Source organism: Kitasatospora sp. NPDC051853 (assembly GCF_044452665.1).
Lineage (GTDB): Bacteria > Actinomycetota > Actinomycetes > Streptomycetales > Streptomycetaceae > Kitasatospora.
The window spans coordinates 262,215-283,083 of the sequence record NZ_JBITBY010000011.1 but is presented as its reverse complement, the minus strand read 5'-3'; the positions used below and the strand labels follow the sequence as shown (position 1 = coordinate 283,083).

At 72.9% G+C, this 20,869-nt stretch carries 19 protein-coding genes and 1 tRNA gene; 13 read left to right on the top strand and 7 right to left on the bottom strand.

Translation table 11 applies throughout. The features are described 5' to 3' along the window. The first annotated feature begins 31 nt into the window (after positions 1–31). The 3 genes from ACIA8O_RS30080 (at position 32) to ACIA8O_RS30070 (ending at position 1,960) form a co-directional block, all read left to right on the top strand. Positions 32–481, top strand: a complete 450-nt coding sequence (locus ACIA8O_RS30080; protein ID WP_396297115.1) for a molybdenum cofactor biosynthesis protein MoaE — start codon at positions 32–34, stop codon at positions 479–481. Between the two features lie 167 nt (positions 482–648). Further along, complete coding sequence (locus tag ACIA8O_RS30075; protein ID WP_396297114.1) at positions 649–828, top strand: hypothetical protein; 180 nt, start codon at positions 649–651, stop codon at positions 826–828. Positions 829–871: 43 nt separating this feature from the next. Next, positions 872–1,960, top strand: coding sequence for a PDZ domain-containing protein (locus ACIA8O_RS30070; RefSeq protein ID WP_396297113.1), 1,089 nt, complete (start codon positions 872–874; stop codon positions 1,958–1,960). Between the two features lie 13 nt (positions 1,961–1,973). On the opposite strand, the gene ACIA8O_RS30065 is transcribed toward ACIA8O_RS30070, so the two are convergent. Beyond that, positions 1,974–2,531 (bottom strand): PPA1309 family protein, encoded by a 558-nt coding sequence (locus ACIA8O_RS30065; protein WP_396297112.1) that lies wholly within the window; start codon positions 2,529–2,531, stop codon positions 1,974–1,976. Positions 2,532–2,758: 227 nt separating this feature from the next. On the opposite strand from ACIA8O_RS30065, the gene ACIA8O_RS30060 reads away from it, so the two are divergent. The 3 genes from ACIA8O_RS30060 to ACIA8O_RS30050 all read left to right on the top strand — a co-directional run bounded on the left by ACIA8O_RS30060 (position 2,759) and on the right by ACIA8O_RS30050 (position 8,036). Next, positions 2,759–5,644, top strand: coding sequence for a UPF0182 family protein (locus ACIA8O_RS30060; protein WP_396297200.1), 2,886 nt, complete (start codon positions 2,759–2,761; stop codon positions 5,642–5,644). Positions 5,645–5,686: 42 nt separating this feature from the next. Then, positions 5,687–5,760 (top strand) — tRNA-Met (locus ACIA8O_RS30055). A gap of 596 nt (positions 5,761–6,356) precedes the next feature. Further along, entirely contained in the window at positions 6,357–8,036 is a 1,680-nt protein-coding gene (locus ACIA8O_RS30050; protein WP_396297199.1) for a tetratricopeptide repeat protein, read from the top strand. A gap of 158 nt (positions 8,037–8,194) precedes the next feature. Here ACIA8O_RS30050 and ACIA8O_RS30045 read toward each other — a convergent pair whose 3' ends face one another. Then, positions 8,195–8,611 carry a Fur family transcriptional regulator gene (locus ACIA8O_RS30045; protein WP_396297111.1) on the bottom strand — a complete coding sequence of 139 codons (417 nt, stop codon included), beginning with the start codon at positions 8,609–8,611 and terminating at the stop codon, positions 8,195–8,197. A gap of 127 nt (positions 8,612–8,738) precedes the next feature. On the opposite strand from ACIA8O_RS30045, the gene ACIA8O_RS30040 reads away from it, so the two are divergent. Continuing rightward, entirely contained in the window at positions 8,739–10,214 is a 1,476-nt protein-coding gene (locus tag ACIA8O_RS30040; protein ID WP_396297110.1) for a catalase, read from the top strand. Between the two features lie 75 nt (positions 10,215–10,289). On the opposite strand, the gene hisN is transcribed toward ACIA8O_RS30040, so the two are convergent. The 5 genes from hisN to ACIA8O_RS30015 form a co-directional block, all read right to left on the bottom strand. Continuing rightward, the gene (gene hisN / locus ACIA8O_RS30035) at positions 10,290–11,087 is read right to left on the bottom strand and encodes a histidinol-phosphatase (RefSeq protein WP_396297109.1); all 798 of its coding nucleotides are present in this window, start codon (positions 11,085–11,087) and stop codon (positions 10,290–10,292) included. A 66-nt stretch (positions 11,088–11,153) separates the two neighbouring features. After that, positions 11,154–11,477, bottom strand: coding sequence for a DMT family transporter (locus ACIA8O_RS30030; RefSeq protein WP_396297108.1), 324 nt, complete (start codon positions 11,475–11,477; stop codon positions 11,154–11,156). Positions 11,478–11,587: 110 nt separating this feature from the next. Further along, positions 11,588–12,643, bottom strand: coding sequence for a ribosome small subunit-dependent GTPase A (gene rsgA / locus ACIA8O_RS30025; RefSeq protein ID WP_396297107.1), 1,056 nt, complete (start codon positions 12,641–12,643; stop codon positions 11,588–11,590). A gap of 14 nt (positions 12,644–12,657) precedes the next feature. Beyond that, a complete protein-coding gene (gene aroA / locus ACIA8O_RS30020; protein ID WP_396297106.1) occupies positions 12,658–13,986 on the bottom strand; it encodes a 3-phosphoshikimate 1-carboxyvinyltransferase in 1,329 nt (442 codons plus the stop codon). A gap of 217 nt (positions 13,987–14,203) precedes the next feature. After that, positions 14,204–14,917 carry a M50 family metallopeptidase gene (locus tag ACIA8O_RS30015; protein WP_396297105.1) on the bottom strand — a complete coding sequence of 238 codons (714 nt, stop codon included), beginning with the start codon at positions 14,915–14,917 and terminating at the stop codon, positions 14,204–14,206. 110 nt (positions 14,918–15,027) lie between these two features. On the opposite strand from ACIA8O_RS30015, the gene ACIA8O_RS30010 reads away from it, so the two are divergent. The 6 genes from ACIA8O_RS30010 to ACIA8O_RS29985 all read left to right on the top strand — a co-directional run bounded on the left by ACIA8O_RS30010 (position 15,028) and on the right by ACIA8O_RS29985 (position 20,738). Further along, the gene (locus ACIA8O_RS30010) at positions 15,028–15,783 is read left to right on the top strand and encodes an SOS response-associated peptidase (RefSeq protein WP_396297104.1); all 756 of its coding nucleotides are present in this window, start codon (positions 15,028–15,030) and stop codon (positions 15,781–15,783) included. A gap of 72 nt (positions 15,784–15,855) precedes the next feature. Continuing rightward, positions 15,856–16,473 carry an alpha/beta family hydrolase gene (locus tag ACIA8O_RS30005; RefSeq protein WP_396297103.1) on the top strand — a complete coding sequence of 206 codons (618 nt, stop codon included), beginning with the start codon at positions 15,856–15,858 and terminating at the stop codon, positions 16,471–16,473. Between the two features lie 101 nt (positions 16,474–16,574). Further along, positions 16,575–17,447: a sigma-70 family RNA polymerase sigma factor gene (locus ACIA8O_RS30000; RefSeq protein WP_396297102.1), complete on the top strand. Its 873-nt coding sequence runs from the start codon at positions 16,575–16,577 to the stop codon at positions 17,445–17,447. Next, positions 17,444–17,746, top strand: a complete 303-nt coding sequence (gene rsrA / locus ACIA8O_RS29995; protein ID WP_345287391.1) for a mycothiol system anti-sigma-R factor — start codon at positions 17,444–17,446, stop codon at positions 17,744–17,746. The genes ACIA8O_RS30000 and rsrA overlap by 4 nt, the downstream gene beginning before the upstream one ends. Positions 17,747–18,012: 266 nt before the next feature. Then, positions 18,013–19,431 carry an HD-GYP domain-containing protein gene (locus tag ACIA8O_RS29990; RefSeq protein ID WP_396297101.1) on the top strand — a complete coding sequence of 473 codons (1,419 nt, stop codon included), beginning with the start codon at positions 18,013–18,015 and terminating at the stop codon, positions 19,429–19,431. Further along, positions 19,428–20,738, top strand: a complete 1,311-nt coding sequence (locus tag ACIA8O_RS29985) for an HD-GYP domain-containing protein (protein WP_396297100.1) — start codon at positions 19,428–19,430, stop codon at positions 20,736–20,738. The genes ACIA8O_RS29990 and ACIA8O_RS29985 overlap by 4 nt, the downstream gene beginning before the upstream one ends. The last annotated feature ends 131 nt before the right edge of the window (positions 20,739–20,869 follow it).

Here is a 20,869-nt window from a genome sequence, read left to right as displayed (position 1 = left end):
TCTTGTCGCGGGCCCGGGGGGATGAGGAATCATGGGGAGCATGTCCGAGAACCACGACCCCATCCGGCTGCTGGCCATCCGCGAGACCCCGCTCTCGCTGGACGAGGTGTACGAAGCGGTCGGCGACGACGCCGCGGGCGGCACCACCGTCTTCGTCGGCACGGTGCGGGACCACGACGGCGGCAAGTCGGTCTCCGCGCTGGAGTACAGCGCCCACCCGACCGCCGAGGCGGAGATGCGCCGGATCGCCGAGAAGATCGTCGCCGAGTTCCCGGTCCGGGCGCTCGCGGCGGTGCACCGGATCGGCCGGCTGGAGATCACCGACAAGGCGGTGATCGTCGCCGTCTCCTGCCCGCACCGGGGCGAGGCCTTCGCGGCCGCCCGGCGGCTGATCGACGACCTCAAGCACGAGGTGCCGATCTGGAAGCACCAGGTCTTCACCGACGGCGAGGAGGAGTGGGTCGGGGCCGGCTCCTGCTGACGGTACGTCCGTTCGGCCGCGCCCGGTCACGTTCGGGCGCACCCGGTCATACGAATACTCCGCCGAGCTGAGCAGGCCCCCGGCGCCGTAACCCGAACGGCGCCGTCACCGTTGGACTCCCGGGTGGTTAATCTGCTCATACGAACGAGGAGCTGGGAGTTGGGGACATGGCTGCGCTCGCCTGGTTGATCATTCCTGTGGTGGCGGCGCTGTGCGCCATGGTCTGGGCCGGCTGGGCCGCCCGCACCCCCAGGGCCACCGGGGATCCGGCCTCGCTCGCGGAGCACCAGCGGTTCAAGGCCGCGATGGAGCGCAGCACCTCCGCCGGAGCGGAACGGGACCGGTGACCCGGGCGGCACGGTGACGGTTCCGTCCCGTACTGTCGGACCCATGCCACGCCGCTCCGCGACGATGCTCGCCGCCACCCTGCTGCTCATAGCACTGCTCTGCGCGTCGGTCTTGATGAAGGTCCCGTACACGGAGATGAGCCCCGGCCCGACGTACAACACGCTCGGGACGCAGGAGAACAGCGACAAGCCGGTGATCCAGATCTCCGGGCACGAGACCTACCCGACCAGCGGCCACCTCAACATGACGACCGTTCAGGTGACGGGGGCCAAGTACGAGCCGAGCCTGGTCTCGGCGGTGGTCGGGTGGCTGCGCGGGGACGTGCTGGTGGTGCCGCACGACAACGTCTACCCCGAGGGGCAGACCGACCAGGAGGCGCAGCAGCAGAACGCGGAGGAGTTCGCCTCCTCCGAGGACAGCGCCAAGACCGCGGCGCTGAACCAGCTGGGCATCCCGATCGGCAGCGAGGTGATCGTCAACTCCGTGGTGGCCGGCGGTCCCTCCGACGGCAAGCTGCACGCGGGCGACCGGATCGTCGCGGTGGACGGCACCACGATCACCAGTGACGTCCAGGTGGCCGAGCAGGTCGTCAAGCACAAGCCGGGCGAGGACGTGGTCTTCACCGTCGTGCCCAAGGAGAAGGACAAGGGCACGGGGGACCCGAACCCGGCCGACCAGCAGCGGGTCACCATCACCACCGCCAAGGCGGCCGACTCCGACCGGGCGGTCGTGGGCATCCGGCCCCGGATCAGCCACACCTACCCGTTCAAGATCGAGATCGGGCTGCAGGACGTCGGCGGCCCCAGCGCCGGGCTGATGTTCGCCCTCGGCATCGTGGACAAGCTGACCCCGACCGACCTGACCGGCGGCAGGTTCGTGGCCGGCACCGGCACCATCACCGACGACGGCAAGGTCGGCCCGATCGGCGGCATCTCGATGAAGCTGATCGCCGCCCGGGACAAGGGCGCCCAGTACTTCTTCACCCCGGCCGACAACTGCGCCGAAGCCTCCAAGAACACGCCGGAGGGCCTCCGCCTGGTGAAGGCGGAGACCCTCGACAGCGCACTGAAGTCGCTGGACCTGATCCGGGAGGGGAAGGCGGACGGGCTGCCGTCCTGCAAGGCCTCCTGATCCCGGCCGGGCGTCAGGAGAAGGTGGCGAGCAGCGCCTCGGTCAGGCCGGGCACCAGGTCCGGGCCGGTCAGCACCTCACGGGCGACGTCCTTGGAGCGCAGCCGCAGCGCGATCTCCTTCTTGCCGTCGCGCAGCACGGCGGCGGTGATCCGGACCTCCTCGCGGCCCGGCTGGTTGGCCACCCACTCGGCGATCTGGGCCTCGGTGGCGTTCTTCGGGCGGGTCTGCTCGGCGCCCGGCGGCAGCATCTGACGCTCCACCACCAGGGCGCAGCCGGCCACCTGCTCGGGCCAGGCGATGGTGCCGAGGAACTTGTCCAGCTCCATCCCGGCGGGCAGCTCGTCCTGCTCGACCGGGGTCAGCCCGTTGTCGTCCGCCGACAGCCCGAGCTGCTTGGCCAGCCTCGGGTCCTGGCGGCGCAGGGCGGAGCTGTCGACCAGGGCGAACAGCCGGGCCGGGAGGTCCCAGCCGAGGGTGGCGGCGTACTCGTCGATCTCCAGCGCGGCGCGGGTCAGCGGGGAGGCGGCGGGCGGCTTGCCGCCGGCCAGGGCATCAAGGGCATCGGACATGGCTCCATCCTCACACGGCGGCGGGCGCGCTCCGCGCAGGTGGCGGGGGAGGGGGTGCGACGGGTTCCCGGCGGGCCGGGTGGGGGTGTGCCGCCGTCCGACCGGACGGAGTGCGTGAAGTCGTGGTGAACCGTGGGAACTCAGGTAAAGAGCGATTAAGTTGCATCAGGAGACCCGCCCGAAATCTGACGACACGACACACCAGAGGTGCCCCCTTGGTTTTCCAGATGCCGGACCGCCCGCAAGGCCCGGGCTTCCGCGCCAGAGTCGGCCCGCCCTCCCGCCGCACCCGCGTGCTCCTGCTGACCGCAGGCGTCCTCGCGGTGCTGTTCCTGCTGTTCGTGATGTTCGCGGGTCTGTGGACGGACTGGCTCTGGTTCAAGTCGCTCCACTACTCCTCGGTGTTCACCTCCCAGCTCTGGACCAAGGTCGGCCTGTTCGCCGTCTTCGGCCTGGTGATGGCGGTGGTGGTCGGCGTCAACGTCTGGCTGGCGCACCGGCTGCGGCCGCCGCTGGCCGCGATGTCGGTGGAGCAGCAGAGCCTGGACCGCTACCGGATGGGCGTGGCCCCGTACCGGAAGTGGCTGCTGATCGGGATCTCGCTGCTGACCGGCCTGGTGGCCGGCGCGGCGGCGGCCGGGCAGTGGCGGACCTGGATGCTGTGGACCAACCAGACGCCGTTCGGGGTGAAGGACAGTCAGTTCCACCTGGACGTCTCGTTCTACGCCTTCGAGCTGCCCTGGTACGAGTTCCTGCTGGGCTTCGCGTTCAGCGCGGTGATCGTCTCGCTGCTGGCGGCCGCGCTGGTGCACTACCTGTACGGCGGCCTGCGCCTGCAGGGCCCCGGCCGCAAGGCCAGCCCGGGCGCGCAGGGCCACCTGGCCGTGCTGCTGGGCGTGTTCGTGCTGCTGAAGGCGGTCGCGTACTGGCTGGACCGGTACGCGCTGGCGGTGAAGACCGGCGCGTACAAGGGTGTGGACGGCTGGACCGGGCTGCGCTACGTGGACGCCAACGCGTTCCTGCCGGCCAAGACCATCCTGTTCTTCGTCGCGATCATCTGTGCGGCGCTGTTCTTCCTCACCCCGATCCGCAAGACCTGGGCCCCGGCCCTGATCGGCTTCGGGCTGATGGCGCTCTCGGCGGTGCTGATCGGCGGGCTCTACCCGGCGATCGTGCAGCAGTTCCAGGTCAAGCCGAACGAGCAGGCCAAGGAGACGCCGTACATCCAGAAGAACATCGACGCCACCCGGCAGGCGTACGGCATCGCCGGCAGTGAGACCCAGCAGTACGCGCCGAAGGCGTCCACCTCGACCGAGGCGCTCAAGCAGGACGCGCAGACCATCGCCGACATCCGGCTGCTGGACCCGAACGTGGTCTCGCCGACCTTCCAGCAGATCGAGCAGCAGCGGTCGTACTACAAGTTCCCGAAGACGCTGGACGTCGACCGGTACAACAACGGCCAGATCGGCGGCCAGGACACCGTGATCGGTCTGCGCGAGCTGGACCTCAACGGGGTGCAGCAGCGGAACTGGATCAACGACCACTTCAAGTACACCCACGGCTACGGCGTCGTCTCGGCCAAGGGCAACCAGGTCAACGACAAGGGCCAGCCGGTCTTCACCGAGTCGGGCCTGCCGTCCACCGGGTCGCTGGGCGACTACCAGCAGCGGATCTACTACGGCGAGGAGACCAAGACCTACTCCATCGTCGGCGGCTCCAACGAGGAGATCGACTACTCCACCGACGGCGGCGACAAGACCTACAAGTACACGGGCGAGGGCGGCGTCTCGCTGGACAACCCGTTCACCCGGGCCGCCTACGCGGTGCGCTTCGCCGAGCCGCAGATCCTCTACGCGGGCGCCATCACCGACGGCGCCAAGGTGCTCTACGACCGCACCCCCAAGGAGCGGGTGGAGAAGGTCGCGCCGTGGCTGTCGATCGACGCCGACCCGTACCCGGTGGTGCAGGACGGCAAGCTGGTCTGGGTGCTGGACGGCTACACCACCTCGGACGGCTACCCGTTCGCGTCCAAGACCACCCTGGGCGACGTCACCAAGGACTCGCTGACCGACCAGCGCGGGCGCACGCTCACCACGGTCAACAAGGTCAACTACATCCGGAACTCGGTGAAGGCGACCGTGGACGCCTACACCGGTGAGGTGACGCTCTACCAGTGGGACGACGCCGACCCGGTGTTGAAGACCTGGATGAAGGCCTTCCCCGGCACGGTCGAGGCCAAGGACAAGATCCCGGCCACGCTGATGCCGCACCTGCGGTACCCGCAGGACATGTTCAAGGTGCAGCGCGACCTGCTCGGCCAGTACCACATGACGGACGCCAACTCCTTCTTCAACGGCACCGACATCTGGCAGGTGCCGGTGGACCCGACCACCAACACCGGTGAGGTGCAGCCGCCGTACTACATGACGGTGCGGATGCCGGACCCGGCGGTCACCCAGGCGAGCTTCTCGCTGACCACCACCTTCGTGCCCAGCAAGCGGGACAACCTGGCCGCCTTCATGGCGGTCAGCGCGGACCCGGGGCCGGAGTACGGGAAGATCCGCATCCTCAAGGTGCCGGGCGACTCCAACACGCTCGGCCCCAAGCTGGTGCAGTCGCAGTTCAACTCGAACGCCGACGTGGCGAACAAGCTGAACACCCTGAAGATCGGTGGCGACTCCGAGGTCGAGTACGGCAACCTGCTGACCCTCCCGGTCGGTGGCGGCCTGCTCAACATCGAGCCGGTGTACGTCCGCGGCCGCGGCGCCAACTACCCGGTGCTGCAGAAGGTCCTGGCGGTCTACGGCAACGACAACGTGGCCTTCGAGGACACCCTGGAGAAGGCGCTGACCAAGGTGCTCGGCAACGCGACGGCCACCACGCCGACCGCGCCGACCACCCCGGGGACGACGCCCACCACGCCGACCAACCCGACCACGCCGACCACCGGCAACGCGGCGCAGCAGCAGGCGGTGGCCGACGCGCAGAAGGCCTTCGGCGACATGGAACAGGCGCGCAAGGACGGCGACTGGGCCAAGTACGGCGAGGCCCAGAAGGCCCTGAAGGCCGCCCTGGACGCCGCCACGGCGGCGGCGCAGCAGAAGGCCGGTTAACGAACCGCTCCACCCCCGTGTTATGGTTGTGACACACAACGACGCGGGGTGGAGCAGCTCGGTAGCTCGCTGGGCTCATAACCCAGAGGTCGCAGGTTCAAATCCTGTCCCCGCTACTCTGAACCGAAGGCCCGGAGATCTTCTCCGGGCCTTCGGTGCTTCCCGGGAGCTGATCGCCCGTCAAATGGGCTCACCCGCCCGGCTCGTGCTCCGGTACGATGCGTCCCCGGGGTTTGTGGGGGGCAAGTGTCGGGAAATCGACAAAGCGCTGAAGCAATCTCGCCGGGCTTCGGCCCGCTCCCGCCAAACCTGGCCGGGGCAGGTGTACGCGGGTTGCGGGTGATGCGACGATGGAGCACATGGGGGATGCCGTACGGCAGTTGACTCCCATGCCCCGGGGAGGTCGCCGTCGCAGCCTCGACGTCCCCGGCGGATGCCGCGGCACTCGGGGGAAGCGGGAGTCGGCATGAGGCTGATCGGAAGGAACGATCCGAGCAGGGCGGACAAGTCGGCCGTGGGGGCGGTCGACACCGAGGCGTGGGCGCAGAGCGAGGAGCCGGCCGCCGCGCTGCCGGCCCAGCGCACCAGCGGACTGACCGTTCCCCGGACCACCGGGTACGGGCCCGACAGCCTGGTCCGGGTGCCGACCAAGCAGTTCGCGCCCGCCGCCGGCAGCTACACCGCGCCCGCCGACGAGCCCGAGCCCGACCCGATGAGCTTCGAGTCCGCCCTCGCCGCCCGCGAGCAGGCCGCCCTCGAGGTGAGGCACCGTCAGGCCGCCGACCAGGGCGACCCGAACGCCGCCAGCCAGCTCGGCGCGCTGCTGCTGCGCCGCGGCGACCTGGAGGACGCCGAGCCCTACCTGCGCAGCGCCGCCTCGGCCGGACTGCGGGCCGCCGCCAACAACCTCGGCGTGCTGCTGCACCAGCGCGGCCACCGGGCCGAGGCCGCCCAGTGGTGGCGGCAGGCCGCCGTGGCCGGCTCCGCCCCGGCCGCGCACGCCCTCGGGCTCCAACTGCGCGACCAGGGCGAGGAGGAGGCCGCCGAGTACTGGCTGCACTTCGCCGCCGAGCACGGCCACCCGCTGGGCGCCTACGCGCTGGGCGACCTGATGGAGCACCGGCGCGACGTGCGCGCCGAGCGCTGGTTCAAGGTCTCCGCCGACGCCGGCCACCGCGAGGCCGCCTACCGCCTCGCCCGGATGCGCGAGGCGGCCGGCGACAAGGAGACCGCCGAGACCTGGTACCGCACCGCCGCCGCCCGCAGCCACGCCCGCGCGGGGCTGCGGCTCGGCGTGCTCCTGGAGGAGCGCGGCGACGTGGAGGAGGCGGCGCGCTGGTACCGGCAGGCGGCGCAGAACGGCGAGGCGCGCGCCGCCTGCGCGCTGGGCTTCCTGCACCGCGACGCGGGTGACCTCGGCGCTGCCGCCGAGTGGTGGCAGGAGGCCGCCGAGGCCGGCGACGGCAACGCCGCCAACGCGCTCGGCGCGCTGTACGCGGGCCGGGGCGAGGCCGTCGAGGCCGAGCACTGGTACCGGCTGGCGCTGGAGGCGGGCGACCAGAACGGCGCCTTCAACCTCGGCCTGCTCTGCGCGGGCGCCGGGCGCGAGGCGCAGGCCGAGCAGTGGTACCGGCGCGCGGCCTACGCCGGGCACCGGGAGGCATGCAACGCGCTGGCCGTCGTGCTGCTCCAGCGCGGCGACGAGTCCGGGGCGGAGCCCTGGTTCTCCAAGGCCGCCGAGGCGGGGAGCGTGGACGGGGCGTTCAACCTCGGGGTGCTGCACGCCGGGCGCGGGGAGCTCCAGCAGGCGCACGAGTGGTACGCGCGCGCTGCGGCGGAAGGGCACGGGGAGGCCGCGCTGCAGCTGGCCGTGGTCCTGGAGCAGCGCGGGCAGCTGACGGGCGCCCTGGAGCGCTACCGCCAGGCGGCGGCCGGCGGTTCGGCCGAGGGCGGCTTCCGGCTGGCCTCGCTGCTGGACCGGCGCGGCGACGCCGACGCGGAGGCCGAGCACTGGTACGCGGTCGCGGCGGACGCCGGGCACCGGCGGGCGCAGGTCCGGATGGGCGTGCGGGCCGCGGAGCGCGGGGCGCTGGAGATCGCCGAGAGCTGGTACCGGCGGGCGGCGGAGGCCGGGAGCCGCAGCGCCGCGTTCAACCTGGGGCTGCTGTTGGCCCGTCAGGACCAGGAGGGCGAGGCCGTCGCCTGGTACACCCGGGCCGCCGACGCCGGGCACGGGCGGGCCGCCCTGCGGCTGGCCCTGCTGGCGCTCCGCCGCGGCGAGCCGGTCCAGGCCGAGTCCTGGTGCCGCCGCGCCGCCGACTACGGCCCCCCGGAGGTCACCGAGCGGGCCGCCCGCCTCCTGGGTGCCCTGCACACGGACCTCAGCGCCTGAGGCTGACGCCCGGAAGGGCAGTCACCTCAGGGGCGCGAGGAACTGCGCGCGGGGGAACGGCAGCACCTGCAACTGGCTGACGGCGGTTCAGTTGCCGGTGGGCCGCCTCCCGAAGCGCGCAGTTCCTCGCGCCCCCGAAGGCGTAGCCAATTCCGCGATCAAGCCTGACTGCACGAAGGGCAGAGCCCCCGGTACGTGACTTCGGCGGCGGAGATGACATAGCCGAAGCGCTCGGCTGCGGGGAGTGCGGCGATCAGGTCACCCTGGGGGTGGACGTCGCGGATGGAGCCGCAGCCGGAGCAGATGAGGTGTTGGTGGGCGTGCCGGGCGTTGGGGTCGTAGCGCTTGGCGCGGCCGTCCGTGGAGACCTCGAGCACCTCGCCCAGGGAGACCATCTCGCCCAGCGTGTTGTAGACCGTCGCGCGGCTGATCTCGGGGAGCCGGGCCACCGCCCGGGCGTGTACCTCGTCGGCGGTGAGGTGCACGTGCTCGCCGTCGAGGACCTCGGCCACCACGCGGCGCTGCGAGGTCATGCGCCAGCCGCGTCCGCGCAGTCTTTCCAACAGGTCACTCATGGGTGACAGGGTAAGCCAGCTTCTCGACTTGGTTCCAGTGTTGACTTAGACAAAGTCCAAGATAGGATCGAGCCGAAGCTCAGGCACACGGTACGACCGACGACCGGACACGCGGAGGCACCCCGACATGACCACCCAGAGCGAGCGGCCCATACTCACCACGGAGGCCGGTGCGCCGGTCTCGGACAACCAGAACACCGAGACCGCGGGTGTGGGCGGACCGGCGCTGGTCCAGGACCAGCTGCTGTTCGAGAAGCTCGCGCACTTCAACCGCGAGCGCATCCCGGAGCGCGTGGTGCACGCCCGCGGCGCCGGCGCCTACGGCACCTTCACCGTGACCGCGGACGTGACCGCGTACACCCGGGCGAAGTTCCTCTCCGAGGTCGGCAAGCAGACCGAGACCTTCCTCCGCTTCTCCACGGTGGCGGGCAACCTCGGTTCGGCCGACGCGGTGCGCGACCCGCGCGGCTGGGCGCTGAAGTTCTACACCGAGGAGGGCAACTACGACCTCGTCGGCAACAACACCCCGGTCTTCTTCATCAAGGACGCGGTGAAGTTCCCGGACTTCATCCACACCCAGAAGCGTGACCCGTACACCGGCTCGCAGGAGGCGGACAACGTCTGGGACTTCTGGGGCCTGTCGCCCGAGTCGACCCACCAGGTGACCTGGCTGTTCGGTGACCGCGGCATCCCGGCGTCCTACCGCCACATGAACGGCTACGGCTCGCACACCTTCCAGTGGGAGAACGAGGCCGGCGAGTACTTCTGGGTGAAGTACCACTTCAAGACCGACCAGGGCATCAAGAACCTCACCGCGGCCGAGGCCGCCGTGCTGGCCGGTGAGGACCCGGACAGCCACCAGCGCGACCTGCGCACCTCGATCGAGAACGGCGACTTCCCGACCTGGACCGTGCAGGTCCAGATCATGCCGGCGGCCGACGCGGCGAACTACCGGTTCAACCCGTTCGACCTGACCAAGGTCTGGCCGCACGCGGACTACCCGCCGATCGAGATCGGCAAGCTGGAGCTCAACCGGAACCCCGACAACGTCTTCGCCGAGGTCGAGCAGTCGATCTTCTCGCCGGCGCACTTCGTGCCGGGCATCGGCCCGTCGCCGGACAAGATGCTCCAGGGCCGCCTGTTCGGCTACGGCGACGCGCACCGCTACCGGGTCGGCATCAACGCCGACCACCTGCCGGTGAACCGCCCGCACGCCACCGAGGCCAACACCAACAGCCGGGACGGCTTCCTCTACGACGGCCGCCACGGCCGGGCCAAGAACTACGAGCCGAACTCCTTCGGCGGCCCGGTGCAGATCGACCGTCCGCTCTGGGCCTCGGTGCCGCTGAACGGCGCCACCGGTGAGAGCGCGGCCCCCTCGCACGCCGAGGACAACGACTTCGTCCAGGCGGGCAACCTCTACCGCCTGTTCTCCGAGGACGAGAAGGCCCGCCTGATCGCCAACCTGGGCGGCTTCATCGCCAAGGTGTCGGCGGACCGCGAGGACATCGTCGAGCGGGCGATCAACAACTTCCGCCAGGCCGACGCCGACTTCGGCAAGCGCCTGGAGGAGACCGTCCGAGAGCTGCGCACGCAGAAGTAACGGACGCTCAGAGACCGCGGGCCCCGGGTGTGTTCAGTCACCCCCGGGGCCCGCACCAGTTCCACCACGGGGGCGTCAGATCGTCAGCGCCCGCAGCACGTCGTCGTGCAGCAGCCCGTTGGAGGCCACCGCGTCGGCGCCGCCCGGGCCGTCGATGCCGTCCAGGCCGGTGAAGCGGCCGCCGGCCTCCTGCACCACGATGCAGGGCGCGGCCATGTCCCAGAGCGAGAGCTCGGGCTCGGCGGCCACGTCCACCGCGCCCTCGGCCACCATCATGTAGGACCAGAAGTCGCCGTAGGCGCGGGTGCGCCAGCAGGAGCGGGTGAGGTCCAGGAAGGCGTCCAGGCGGGCCCGCTCCTCCCAGCCGCTGAGCGAGGAGTAGGAGAGCGAGGCGTCCTCCAGGCGGGACACCTTGGAGACCTCGATCCGGCTCGCCTTGGCCAGGCTGCGGCCGGCGTACGCGCCCAGGCCCTTGGCGGCCCACCAGCGGCGGTTCAGCGCCGGGGCGGAGACGATGCCGACCACCGGGTGCTGCTCGCCGTCCGGGCCGACCTCCAGCAGGGAGATCAGGGTGGCCCAGACCGGGACGCCGCGGACGTAGTTCTTGGTGCCGTCGATCGGGTCGATCACCCAGCGGCGCGGTCCGGAGCCCTGGAGGCCGAACTCCTCGCCGAGCACCGCGTCCCGCGGGCGGGCCCGGGCGAGCACGCCGCGGACCTGCTCCTCGGCGGCCTTGTCGGCGTCGCTGACCGGGGTGAGGTCGGGCTTGGTCTCCACCTTGAGGTCCAGCGCCTTGAAGCGCTCCATGGTGATCGAGTCGGCCGAGTCGGCGAGGACGTGGGCGAGTCGGAGATCGTCGTGGTAGTCGGCCATGCCGAAAACCCTAGCGAGCCGGGTCGGTCCGGGACCAGTTCGGCTCGCACACCGGACGCCCCGGGCTCAGTGGGCGGAGCCGCTGAGCTGCAGCCCGATCACCCCGGCCACCACCAGGGAGATGGAGACCAGCTTGAGCACGGACGTGGCCTCGTCCAGGAAGACCATGCCGTAGATCGCGGTGCCGGCCGCGCCGATCCCGGTCCACACCGCGTAGGCGGGGCCGACCGGGAGGGTCTTCAGCGAGAGGGTCAGCAGGCCGAAGCTGCCGAGCGCGAAGACCGCGAAGCTGATGGTGGGCCAGAGCTTGGTGAAGCCGTCGCTGAGTTTGAGGTTGATCGCGAAGCCGGTCTCCAGCAGTCCGGCGATGATCACCAAAGCCCAAGCCATCCGAGCCGACTCCCCTCGCGAGGCCGGACCGCCCGGTCCGACCTTCCTATGATCACCGCGAGGTGGCGGCCCGACACTTCTGACGGGCCGAAAGGTGTTCCCCCGTCACCTCAGTCGCCCTCCCGGGCCTCCTTGGAGGCCAGCAGGCGGCGCAGCGAGTACAGCCGGGCCTGCTCGGCGTGCCCCTCCTCGACCCAGGCGTCCAGCGCGCAGTCCGGCTCGTCGTGGCTGCACGCGCGCGGGCAGTCCACCGTGCCGGGCTCCAGGTCGGGGAAGGCCAGGATGACCCGGGACGGGTCGATGTGGGAGAGGCCGAAGGAGCGGAAGCCGGGGGTGTCGATCACCCAGCCCGGGTCCAGCGCCTTCTTCGAACCGGGCTTGGCCCCGGGCGGCGGGGGCAGCCGCAGGGCCAGCGCCGAGACGGTGGTGTGCCGGCCGCGGCCGGTCACCGCGTTGACGTGGCCGGTGGTCCGCTGGCGCTCCGGCACCAGGGAGTTGACCAGGGTGGTCTTGCCGACGCCGGAGTGGCCGATGAAGACGGTGGCCAGCCCGCGCAGGCGCTCCCGGACGGCCTCGGCGCCGGTGGTCTCCAGCTCGTCCCGCCGGGTCACCACGTACGCGATGCCGAGCGGCGCGTAGGTCTCCAGCAGCGGCTCGGCCGGGGCCAGGTCGGACTTGGTGAGCACCAGCAGCGGCGTCATCCCGGCGTCGTACGCGGCCACCAGGCAGCGGTCGATCAGCCGGGAGCGGGGCTCCGGGTCGGCCAGCGCGGTGACGATGGCCAGCTGGTCGGCGTTGGCCACCACGATCCGCTCGTACGGGTCGTCGTCGTCCGCGGTGCGGCGCAGCACCGAGGTGCGCTCCTCCACCCGGACGATCCGGGCCAGCGTGTCCGGCTCGCCGGAGAGGTCGCCGACCAGCTGGACGACGTCGCCGACCACCACGCCCTTGCGGCCCAGCTCGCGGGCCTTCATCGCGGTGACCTCGCGCTCGCGCTTGGTCCCGGCCTCGACCAGGCAGGTGATCCGGCCCCGGTCGACGGTGAGCACCATCGCCTCGGAGGCGTCCTCGTGCTTGGGCCGGATCCTGGTCCGCGGCCGCGAGCCCTTGCGGGCCGGGCGGTTGCGGATGTCGTCCTCGTCGGTGTCCTTGCCGTAGCGGCGCATGCCCTGACTCCCCGTCAGCCCCGGTCGCCCCGGCCGAGCAAGTCGGCCCACATCTGCGGGAAGTCCGGCAGGGTCTTCGCGGTGGTGGCCACGTTCTCCACCAGCACGCCGGGCACGGCCAGGCCGAGGACGGCGGCGGCGGTGGCCAGCCGGTGGTCCTCGTAGGTGTGGAAGGTGCCGCCGTGCAGCTTGCGCGGGCGGATCCGCAGGCCGTCGGCGGTCTCGCTGACGTCGCCGCCCAGCTCGTTCAGCTCCTTGGCGAGGGCGGCGAGCCGGTCGGTCTCGTGCAGGCGCAGGTGGGCGATGCCGTAGAGGTGCGACTCGGAGTCGGCCAGCGCGGCCACCGCGGCGATCACCGGGGTGAGCTCGCCGACGTCGTGCAGGTCGGCCTCGATGCCGTGGATCCGGCCGGTGCCGGTGAACTCCAGGCCCTCGTCGGTGAAGGCGCAGGAGCCGCCCATCCGGGTGTAGAGGTCACGGAGCTGGTCGCCCGGCTGGTAGGTGTGCTTCGGCCAGTCCCGGACCGTCACCCGGCCGCCGGTGACCAGCGCGGCGGCGAAGAACGGGGCCGCGTTGGAGAGGTCCGGCTCGACCACCAGGTCGCGGCCGATCAGGGCTCCGGGGGTGACCCGCCAGACGTCCTTCTCGCCGCCGTCCTCGGGCGCGTCGACCTGGGCGCCGGCCTTGCGGAGCATGTCGACGGTCATCCGGATGTGCGGCAGGGAGGGAACGGTGGAGCCGGTGTTCCGCACCTCCACGCCGCTGTTGTAGCGGGCGCCGGAGAGCAGCAGGGCGCTGACGAACTGGGAGGAGGAGGACGCGTCCAGCTCCACCGTGCCGCCGTCCACCGCGCCGGTGCCGTGCACGGTGAGCGGGAAGCCGCCGCGGCCGCCGTCGTCGATCCGCACGCCCAGCGCGCGCAGCGCGTCGATCACGCCGTGCTGCGGCCGCTCGTGGCTGCGCGGGTCGCCGTCGAAGTGCACCGGGCCGTCGGCCAGCGCGGCCAGCGGGGGCAGGAAGCGCATCACGGTGCCGGCGTTGCCGACGTCCACCTGCGCCGGGCCGCGCAGCCGGCCGGCCGGGATGACCCGCCAGGCCTCGCCGCCGCCGGTGCCGCCGCTGGCGTTGTTGACCGTCTCCTCGACGGTGACGCCGAGGGCGCGCAGACCGTCCGCCATCAGCTGGGAGTCCCGGCTGCGCAGCGGTCGCCGGACCCACCCGGGGCCGTCGGCCAGCGCGGCCAGTACCAGCGCGCGGTTGGTCGCCGACTTCGAGCCGGGGATGGTGACGGTCGCGTCGACGGCACCGCTCGCGACGGGTGCGGGCCACAGCTCTTCGGTCATGCGCTCAGTCTAGGGGCCGTCCCGGCGAGCAGGCCGAGGCCGCGACGCCGGGGCACGCGCCTCGCCGGCTTCTCGTCGGTCGCCGATGCTCCGCATGGACTCCCTCCTCGGCGCCGCCGAGCCACGCACCCCAACGCCGCGGCCCGTTTCGGCCTGCTCGCCGGGACGGCCCCTGGGCCCTCCCGGCACGCACCGCCCGGCCGCAGCTGACGGTGGTTCAGCCCAGCAGCCAGGCGGAGCCCAGGGCCAGCGAGACCAGGGCGACCAGCAGGAAGACCGTCACCCAGAGGAGGGGCCCCAGGCCGGTGAGGCGGGCCAGTTGGTCGGCGTCGGTGGAGCGGGCGCCCTCGCGGCGGCGCTTGCCCTGGAGCTCCAGCACCGGCCGCACCCCGGCCAGCAGCAGGAACCAGACGCCCGCGTAGGCGAAGGCGGACTGCAGCTGGCTGCTGCCGTACCAGGAGATCAGGAAGAAGGCGCCGCCGGTGACCACCACCGAGAGCAGCCCGTAGAGGTTGCGGATCATCACCAGCAGCCCGGCCAGCAGCACCACCGAGATCCAGAGCAGCTGGGTGACGTGCTGCCCGGCCAGCAGCGCCGCGCCGCCCAGCCCCAGCAGCGGGGGAGCGGTGTACCCGGCCGCGGCGGTGAGGATCATGCCGGGGCCGGTGGGCGGTCCGGAGGAGATGGTCAGGCCGGAGGTGTCCGAGTGCAGCCGGATGCCGGAGAGCCGACGCCTCGTCAGCAGGGCGGCCAGGCCGTGGCCGCCCTCGTGGGCGATGGTCACCACGTTCCGGCTGAGCCGCCAGAGCGGGCGGGGCAGCACCGCGAGCAGCGCCGCCCCCGCGCAGGCCAGCACCAGCCAGCGGGGCGGGGCCGGCTGGGTGGCGGTGACCGCGTCCGTGACCGTCCGCCACAGTGCCGCGACGTCCATTCCGTACCTCCTCCACCACGCGGGACCGGCAGCCTCCCATGCCAGGACGGCCCGGCGGAACCGTCCGGTTCTTCCCTTCGGGTGAGAACGGCCGTGGCAAGCTGATCGTCATGTGCGGACGCTTCGCCTCCACCACCCGGCCCGAGGACCTGGTCGAGGTCTTCGGGGTCCAGCAGTGGGACCCGACCGAGACCGTCGCGGCCAGCTGGAACGTCGCCCCGACCTCCCCGGCCTTCGTGGTGCTGGACCGCCCGCCGAAGGGCGGCGGCGCGCCCGTCCGCCAGCTGCGGGTGCTGCGCTGGGGCCTCGTCCCGGCCTGGTCGAAGTCGCCCGAGGCGGCGGTGAAGATGATCAACGCCCGCTCGGACACGATCCACGAGAAGCCCTCGTACCGGCAGGCCTTCGCGTCCCGCCGCTGCCTGGTCCCGGTGGACGGCTACTACGAGTGGGAGACCATACCCGCGGAGAAGGGGAAGCCGAGGAAGCAGCCCTACTTCGTGCACCGGGCGGACGGCACCGTGCTCGCGCTGGCCGGGGTGTACGAGTTCTGGCGGGACCGCCGGTACCCGCCGGACCACCCGGAGGCCTGGCTGGTCACCTGCGCGATCGTCACCACCGACGCCGAGCCCGCGCTGGCCCCGATCCACCACCGGATGCCGCTCTTCCTGGACCCCTCCTCCTTCGACGCCTGGCTGGACCCGGGGCTGGACGACCCGGCCCGGCTCTTCCCGCTGCTCGTCCCGCCCGCCCCGGGCGCCCTGCTGGCCCGACCGGTGGGCCCGGCGGTGGGCAACATCCGCAACAACGGGCCCGAGCTGCTGCTCCCGCCGGGCGAGGCGGAGCCCGACGAGGGCGTGCTGTTCTGACACGGCGCACGCCGTCGAACCGACCCGGCCCCCGGCGGCCTGACAGAGCGCCGCCCTACCTGACGGAGTGTCATGCTCGTTCCCACCCCGGCCGGCGAGGCCCGGATCACCCTGCACCCGGCCACCGCGGAGCCCCGCGCGCTGCTGGCCCTCGGCCACGGCGCGGGCGGCGGCGTCGAGGCCCGCGACCTCCGGGCGCTGGCCGCCGTGCTGCCCGGGCACGGCGTCACCGTGGCCCTGGTGGAGCAGCCCTGGCGGGTGGCCGGCAAGAAGGTCGCGCCCGCGCCGAAGACCCTGGACGCCGGCTGGCTCCCGGTGATCGCCGAACTCGCCGGGCAGGGGCTGCCGTTGTACCTGGGCGGCCGCAGCGCCGGGGCCCGGGTGGCCTGCCGGACGGCGGGGGCGCTCGGCGCGGCCGGGGTGCTCGCGCTGGCCTTCCCGCTCCACCCGCCGGGCAGGCCGGAGCGGAGCCGGGCCGAGGAGCTGCTCGCCACCGGCTGCCGCACCCTGGTGCTCCAGGGCGGCCGGGACGCCTTCGGCGCGCCCGCCGAGTACCCGGCCCTGCCGGAGACCCACACGCTGGTCGAGGTGCCGTACGGGGACCACGGCTTCGCGGTGCCCAAGCGCGCCCCGGTCTCCCAGGAGGAGGCCCTGGAGGTGATCACCGGGGCGGTCGTCGACTGGCTCTGACCAGCGCCGTCAGGTCCGTCCGGCCCACCGGGAATTACCTGCGCGGGTGAGGGGTTGACACCTCACGTCAGCAAGGTGAAACCGGTGGAGAGGCAGGGCAGATGGGTTCGATCGCGTGCCCCGAGCGGGCGGCCGCGGGCTCCGTGGTGCCGGACTGGTCCGAGTGGATCGGCGCGGGCGGGAAGTCCGTCAGCCCGATATCCTCGCTGTCGGGCGGGCCCACCCCGGCGCCTGCCCGTATTGCCGAGGAGGTGGGTCCGGTCGTCGGAGCGGAGCACGAGGCCGAGCCGGTCGAGGTCAGCGCGGTGCTGACGGGTGAGGAGCTGGCCGAGGCGATCGGCGAGGACACCTTCCGGGTGTCCGCCGACGAGACCGAGGACGAGCGGCGCGAGCGCTTCGAGCGCGACGCCCTCGGCTACCTGGACCAGATGTACTCGGCGGCCCTGCGGATGACCCGCAACCCGGCCGACGCCGAGGACCTGCTCCAGGAGGCCTTCGCCAAGGCGTACGCGTCCTTCCACCAGTTCCGCGAGGGCACCAACCTCAAGGCCTGGCTCTACCGGATCCTCACCAACACGTTCATCAACTCGTACCGGAAGAAGCAGCGGGAGCCCCAGCGCACCGCCGCCGAGGAGATCGAGGACTGGCAGCTGGCCCGGGCCGAGTCGCACATGTCGACCGGTCTGCGCTCGGCCGAGGCCCAGGCGCTCGACCACCTCCCGGACAGCGACGTGAAGGACGCCCTGCAGGCGATCCCGGAGGAGTTCCGGATCGCGGTCTACCTCGCGGACGTAGAGGGCTTTGCGTACAAGGAGATCGCGGACATCATGGGTACTCCCATCGGCACGGTGATGTCCCGGCTGCACCGTGGCCGCCGTCAGCTGCGCGTCATGCTGGAGGACTACGCCCGCGAGCGCGGGCTGGTCCCCGCCGGCAGCGGTGCAGGGCAGGAAGCGAAGGGCTCGGGCTCATGAGCTGCGGCGATCCGCACGACACCGACTGTGGAGAGGTCCTCGACCACCTCTACGAGCTGCTCGACAACGAGATGGCCGAGGGCGACTGCGCCAAGCTGAGGGTGCACTTCGAGGAGTGCTCCCCCTGCCTGGAGGAGTACGGCCTGGAGGCGGCCATCAAGGCCCTGGTCAAGCGCTCCTGCTCCAGCGACCACTCCCCGGCCGACCTGCGCGGCAAGGTGCTGGCCCGGATCGACCTGATCCGGGCGGCCCAGCGCGAGGGCGAGCCGCAGCCGCTGGCCGCCGAGGCGGCCGAGTAGGCACAGCAGCGACCGGAGAAGCCCGGCAGGCCGAGGAGGCCTGCCGGGCTTCTCCGTACCCGCCGCATCCTCACTCGTTCGAGTGAGTCGGTGCTGCGCCGACCGGGGCATTCCGGGATCGGGCGTCCAGCCCGCCCGCCGGGCCCCTATTCTCCCTGACGGGCCCTCAGCAGGCGGGTGCCCGAAGGGAACTGCGGCCGTGGCGGGAGGCGGAGATCGTCGGTGACGAGGCGGCCCCGGCCCTGCCGGGAGCGGCCAGACGGTACGTGGCGCTGGTGCTGTGCGGTGCGCTCGGCGCGCTGCTGACCCTGGCCCTGCCGGGCCCCGGGGTGCTGGCCGGGCCGGTGCACTGGCCCCGGCTCGGGCTGCTGGCCCTGCTGCACGCCTGCTGGGACTCGCTGGCCCAGGGCAGCCCGACCCCCTGCCTGCGCGCCGCGCGGGCGGCCCGGGCGCTGCTCACCGGCAAGTGGCCGGGGCCGGTGGAGGGCGGCCGCCCCGAGGGGGAGAGCACCGCTCCGGTCTTCCTGCCGGTGCTGTTCGCCGGGGTGCTGATGCTGCCGCCGGCCGCGGCCGCGCTGGTCGCCGTCCCCGCCGCGCTGGTGGCCCCGGCCGCCGCGCCCCGGGTGCTGCGCCGGGCCTGGAACGCGGCCCAGCTGGGGCTCTCCGCCTTCGCGGCGGCCCTGCTGTTCCGGCTGCTGCACGGCCCGGAGCTGCTGCTCGGCTCCCGCTTCCCCGGCGCCGCACTGCCCGCGCTGGCCGCCGTCGCGCTGTTCTGCCTGGTCAACGCGGCCCTGGTGGCCGGGATGCGCCACCTGGCCCCGGGCGGTTCCGGACGGGCCGGGGTGGCGGAGGGGCGCGGCGGCCGGCTGGCCGGGGCGCTGCTGCACGGGGCCGGCGGGCTGATGGTGGCGGTGCTCTGGCAGGGCCCGTACGGGGCGTTCGCCGCGGTGCTGGCGCTGCTGCCGTTCTCGATCTCGGCGTGGGTCTCGGCCCAGGGCAGCCGGGAGCGGACGGCGCACAAGGCGACCGTGCGGGCGCTGGTGCAGGCGGTGGAGATCAAGGACGCGTACACCCGGGGGCACAGCGAACGGGTCGGCCGGGCGGCCGTGCTGATCGCCCGTCAGCTCGGGATGGCCGAGGAGCGGCTGCGCACCCTGCACTTCGCCGGGACGCTGCACGACGTCGGCAAGCTCGGGGTGGCCACCGAGCTGCTGCGGCGCAACGGCCCGCTCACCGAGGCCGAGCGGCGGGCGGTCGAGGTGCACCCGGTGTTCGGCTTCGAGCTGGTGCGCGGCATCGACTTCCTGGGCGAGGCGCGCGGCGGCATCCTGCACCACCACGAGCGGATGGACGGGCGCGGCTACCCGAGCGGGCTGGCGGGGGACCGGATCCCGGAGTTCGCCCGGATCATCTCGGTGGCGGACGCCTTCGACTCGATGACCTCGACCCGCTCCTACCGGCGGGGCCGCCCGGTGGCCGAGGCGGTGACCGAGCTGGAGCGGTGCGCGGGCAGCCAGTTCGACCCGCGGATGGTGCGGGCGCTGGTCGAGGCGGTGGCCGAGCACGGCTGGCAGCCCGCGCTGCCGCCGCCCGGCGGTTGGGACGGCGAGGTGCCGGACATCCCGCTCGGGGTGCCCGAGCCCGCCCGGCGCGGCTCCTCCGACCTGCTGCGCGGCGGCTCGTGATCCGGGGGCTGTGGCTGGCGGCGGCCGCGCTGTTCCTGCTCTGCTGCCTGGACGTGCTGCACCACGGGGTGGCCGCGCCGCTGGTGGCGACCGCCTTCGCCCTGGTGGTGGCGGTCGGCGAGCGGGTCCGGATCACCCTGCCGGGGGACCGCGAGCAGGCCCCGATCGGCACCGCGGTGGCGTTGGCGTACGCCCTGCTCGGGCCGCTGCACGGCCTGCCCACCACGCACGGCGTCTCCCAGGTGGTCGCGGTCGCCGGGGTGGGCACCCTGCTCGGCCGGTTCCCGCACCGCTTCCCGGGCGGGCGGGCCCACCGGGCCGCGCACGCCGGGCAGGCACCGGCCGGGCCCGGGGTGCTGGACGGGGCCGCCCGGCGGGTGCTGACGGTGGGCTTCGCCGGAGTGCTGTTCCAGCCGCTCTACAACAGCGGGGCGCTGGACCGGCTGCCGCTGGCCGGGCCGGTCTACGGGGTGTTCCTGACCGGGGTGGCCGCGCTGGCCGCCCTCTGCGACGCCACCCTGGCGGCGGTGCAGCGGCGGGCCGCGCACGGGCTGCGGTTCGGGGCCGCGCTGGAGGACGAGCTGCGCTCGCTGCTCGGGATCGGCTCGGCGATCGTGGCCACCGGGATGCTGATCAGCCTGCTGGCGGGCGAGGTCGGGCTCTGGGCGCTGCCGCTGTTCTGCGCCCCGCTGGTGCTGGCGCAGGCCTCGTTCCGGCGGGCCGCGGGCATCCGGGCGACCACCGGGCAGACCATCGAGACACTGGCCCGGGCCACCGAGGTGGCCGGGTACACCCCGCCGGGCCACGCCCGCCGGGTGGCCGACACGGCCTGCGCGCTCGGCCGCGTGCTGGGCCTGGGCAGCCGGGACCTGGCCCTGCTGGAGTACGCCGCGCTGATGCACGACATCGGCCAGCTCTCGCTGGTCGAGCCGGTGCCGGGCGGGGCCACCGCACTGCTGCCGCAGGCCGAGCAGCAGCGGATCGCCCGGCTCGGCAGCGAGGTGATCAGCCGGACCGGGGTGCCCCGGCAGGTGGCCGGCCAGGTGGCCCGGCTGGCCGACCCGTGCCGGGGGCCGGACGGCCGGGAGGACCCCTCCGTCCCGCTGGCGGCCCGGATCATCCGGGTGGCCAACGCCTTTGACGACCTGTCGGCCGCGGCCCGGGAACGCGGGCCGGGCGGGCCGGACGGCCACCGGGAGGTGCTCGGCCGGCTGCGGGCGGAGGGCGGCCGGATCTACGACCCGAGGGTGCTGGACGCGCTCGGCGGTCTGCTCCCGTCAGCCCCGGGTCCTCGGTACCCGGACTGATCCGGGCCGCGGCTACCTGACACCCCCGGGACGGTTCCGCCCGAGGTGCCCCCCGGACCTGACTGAGCACCCTCGCAAGGAGCGCGGCCCGGGGGCGGCGTGGTTGGATGCGGTCATAGCGAGGAAAGGGC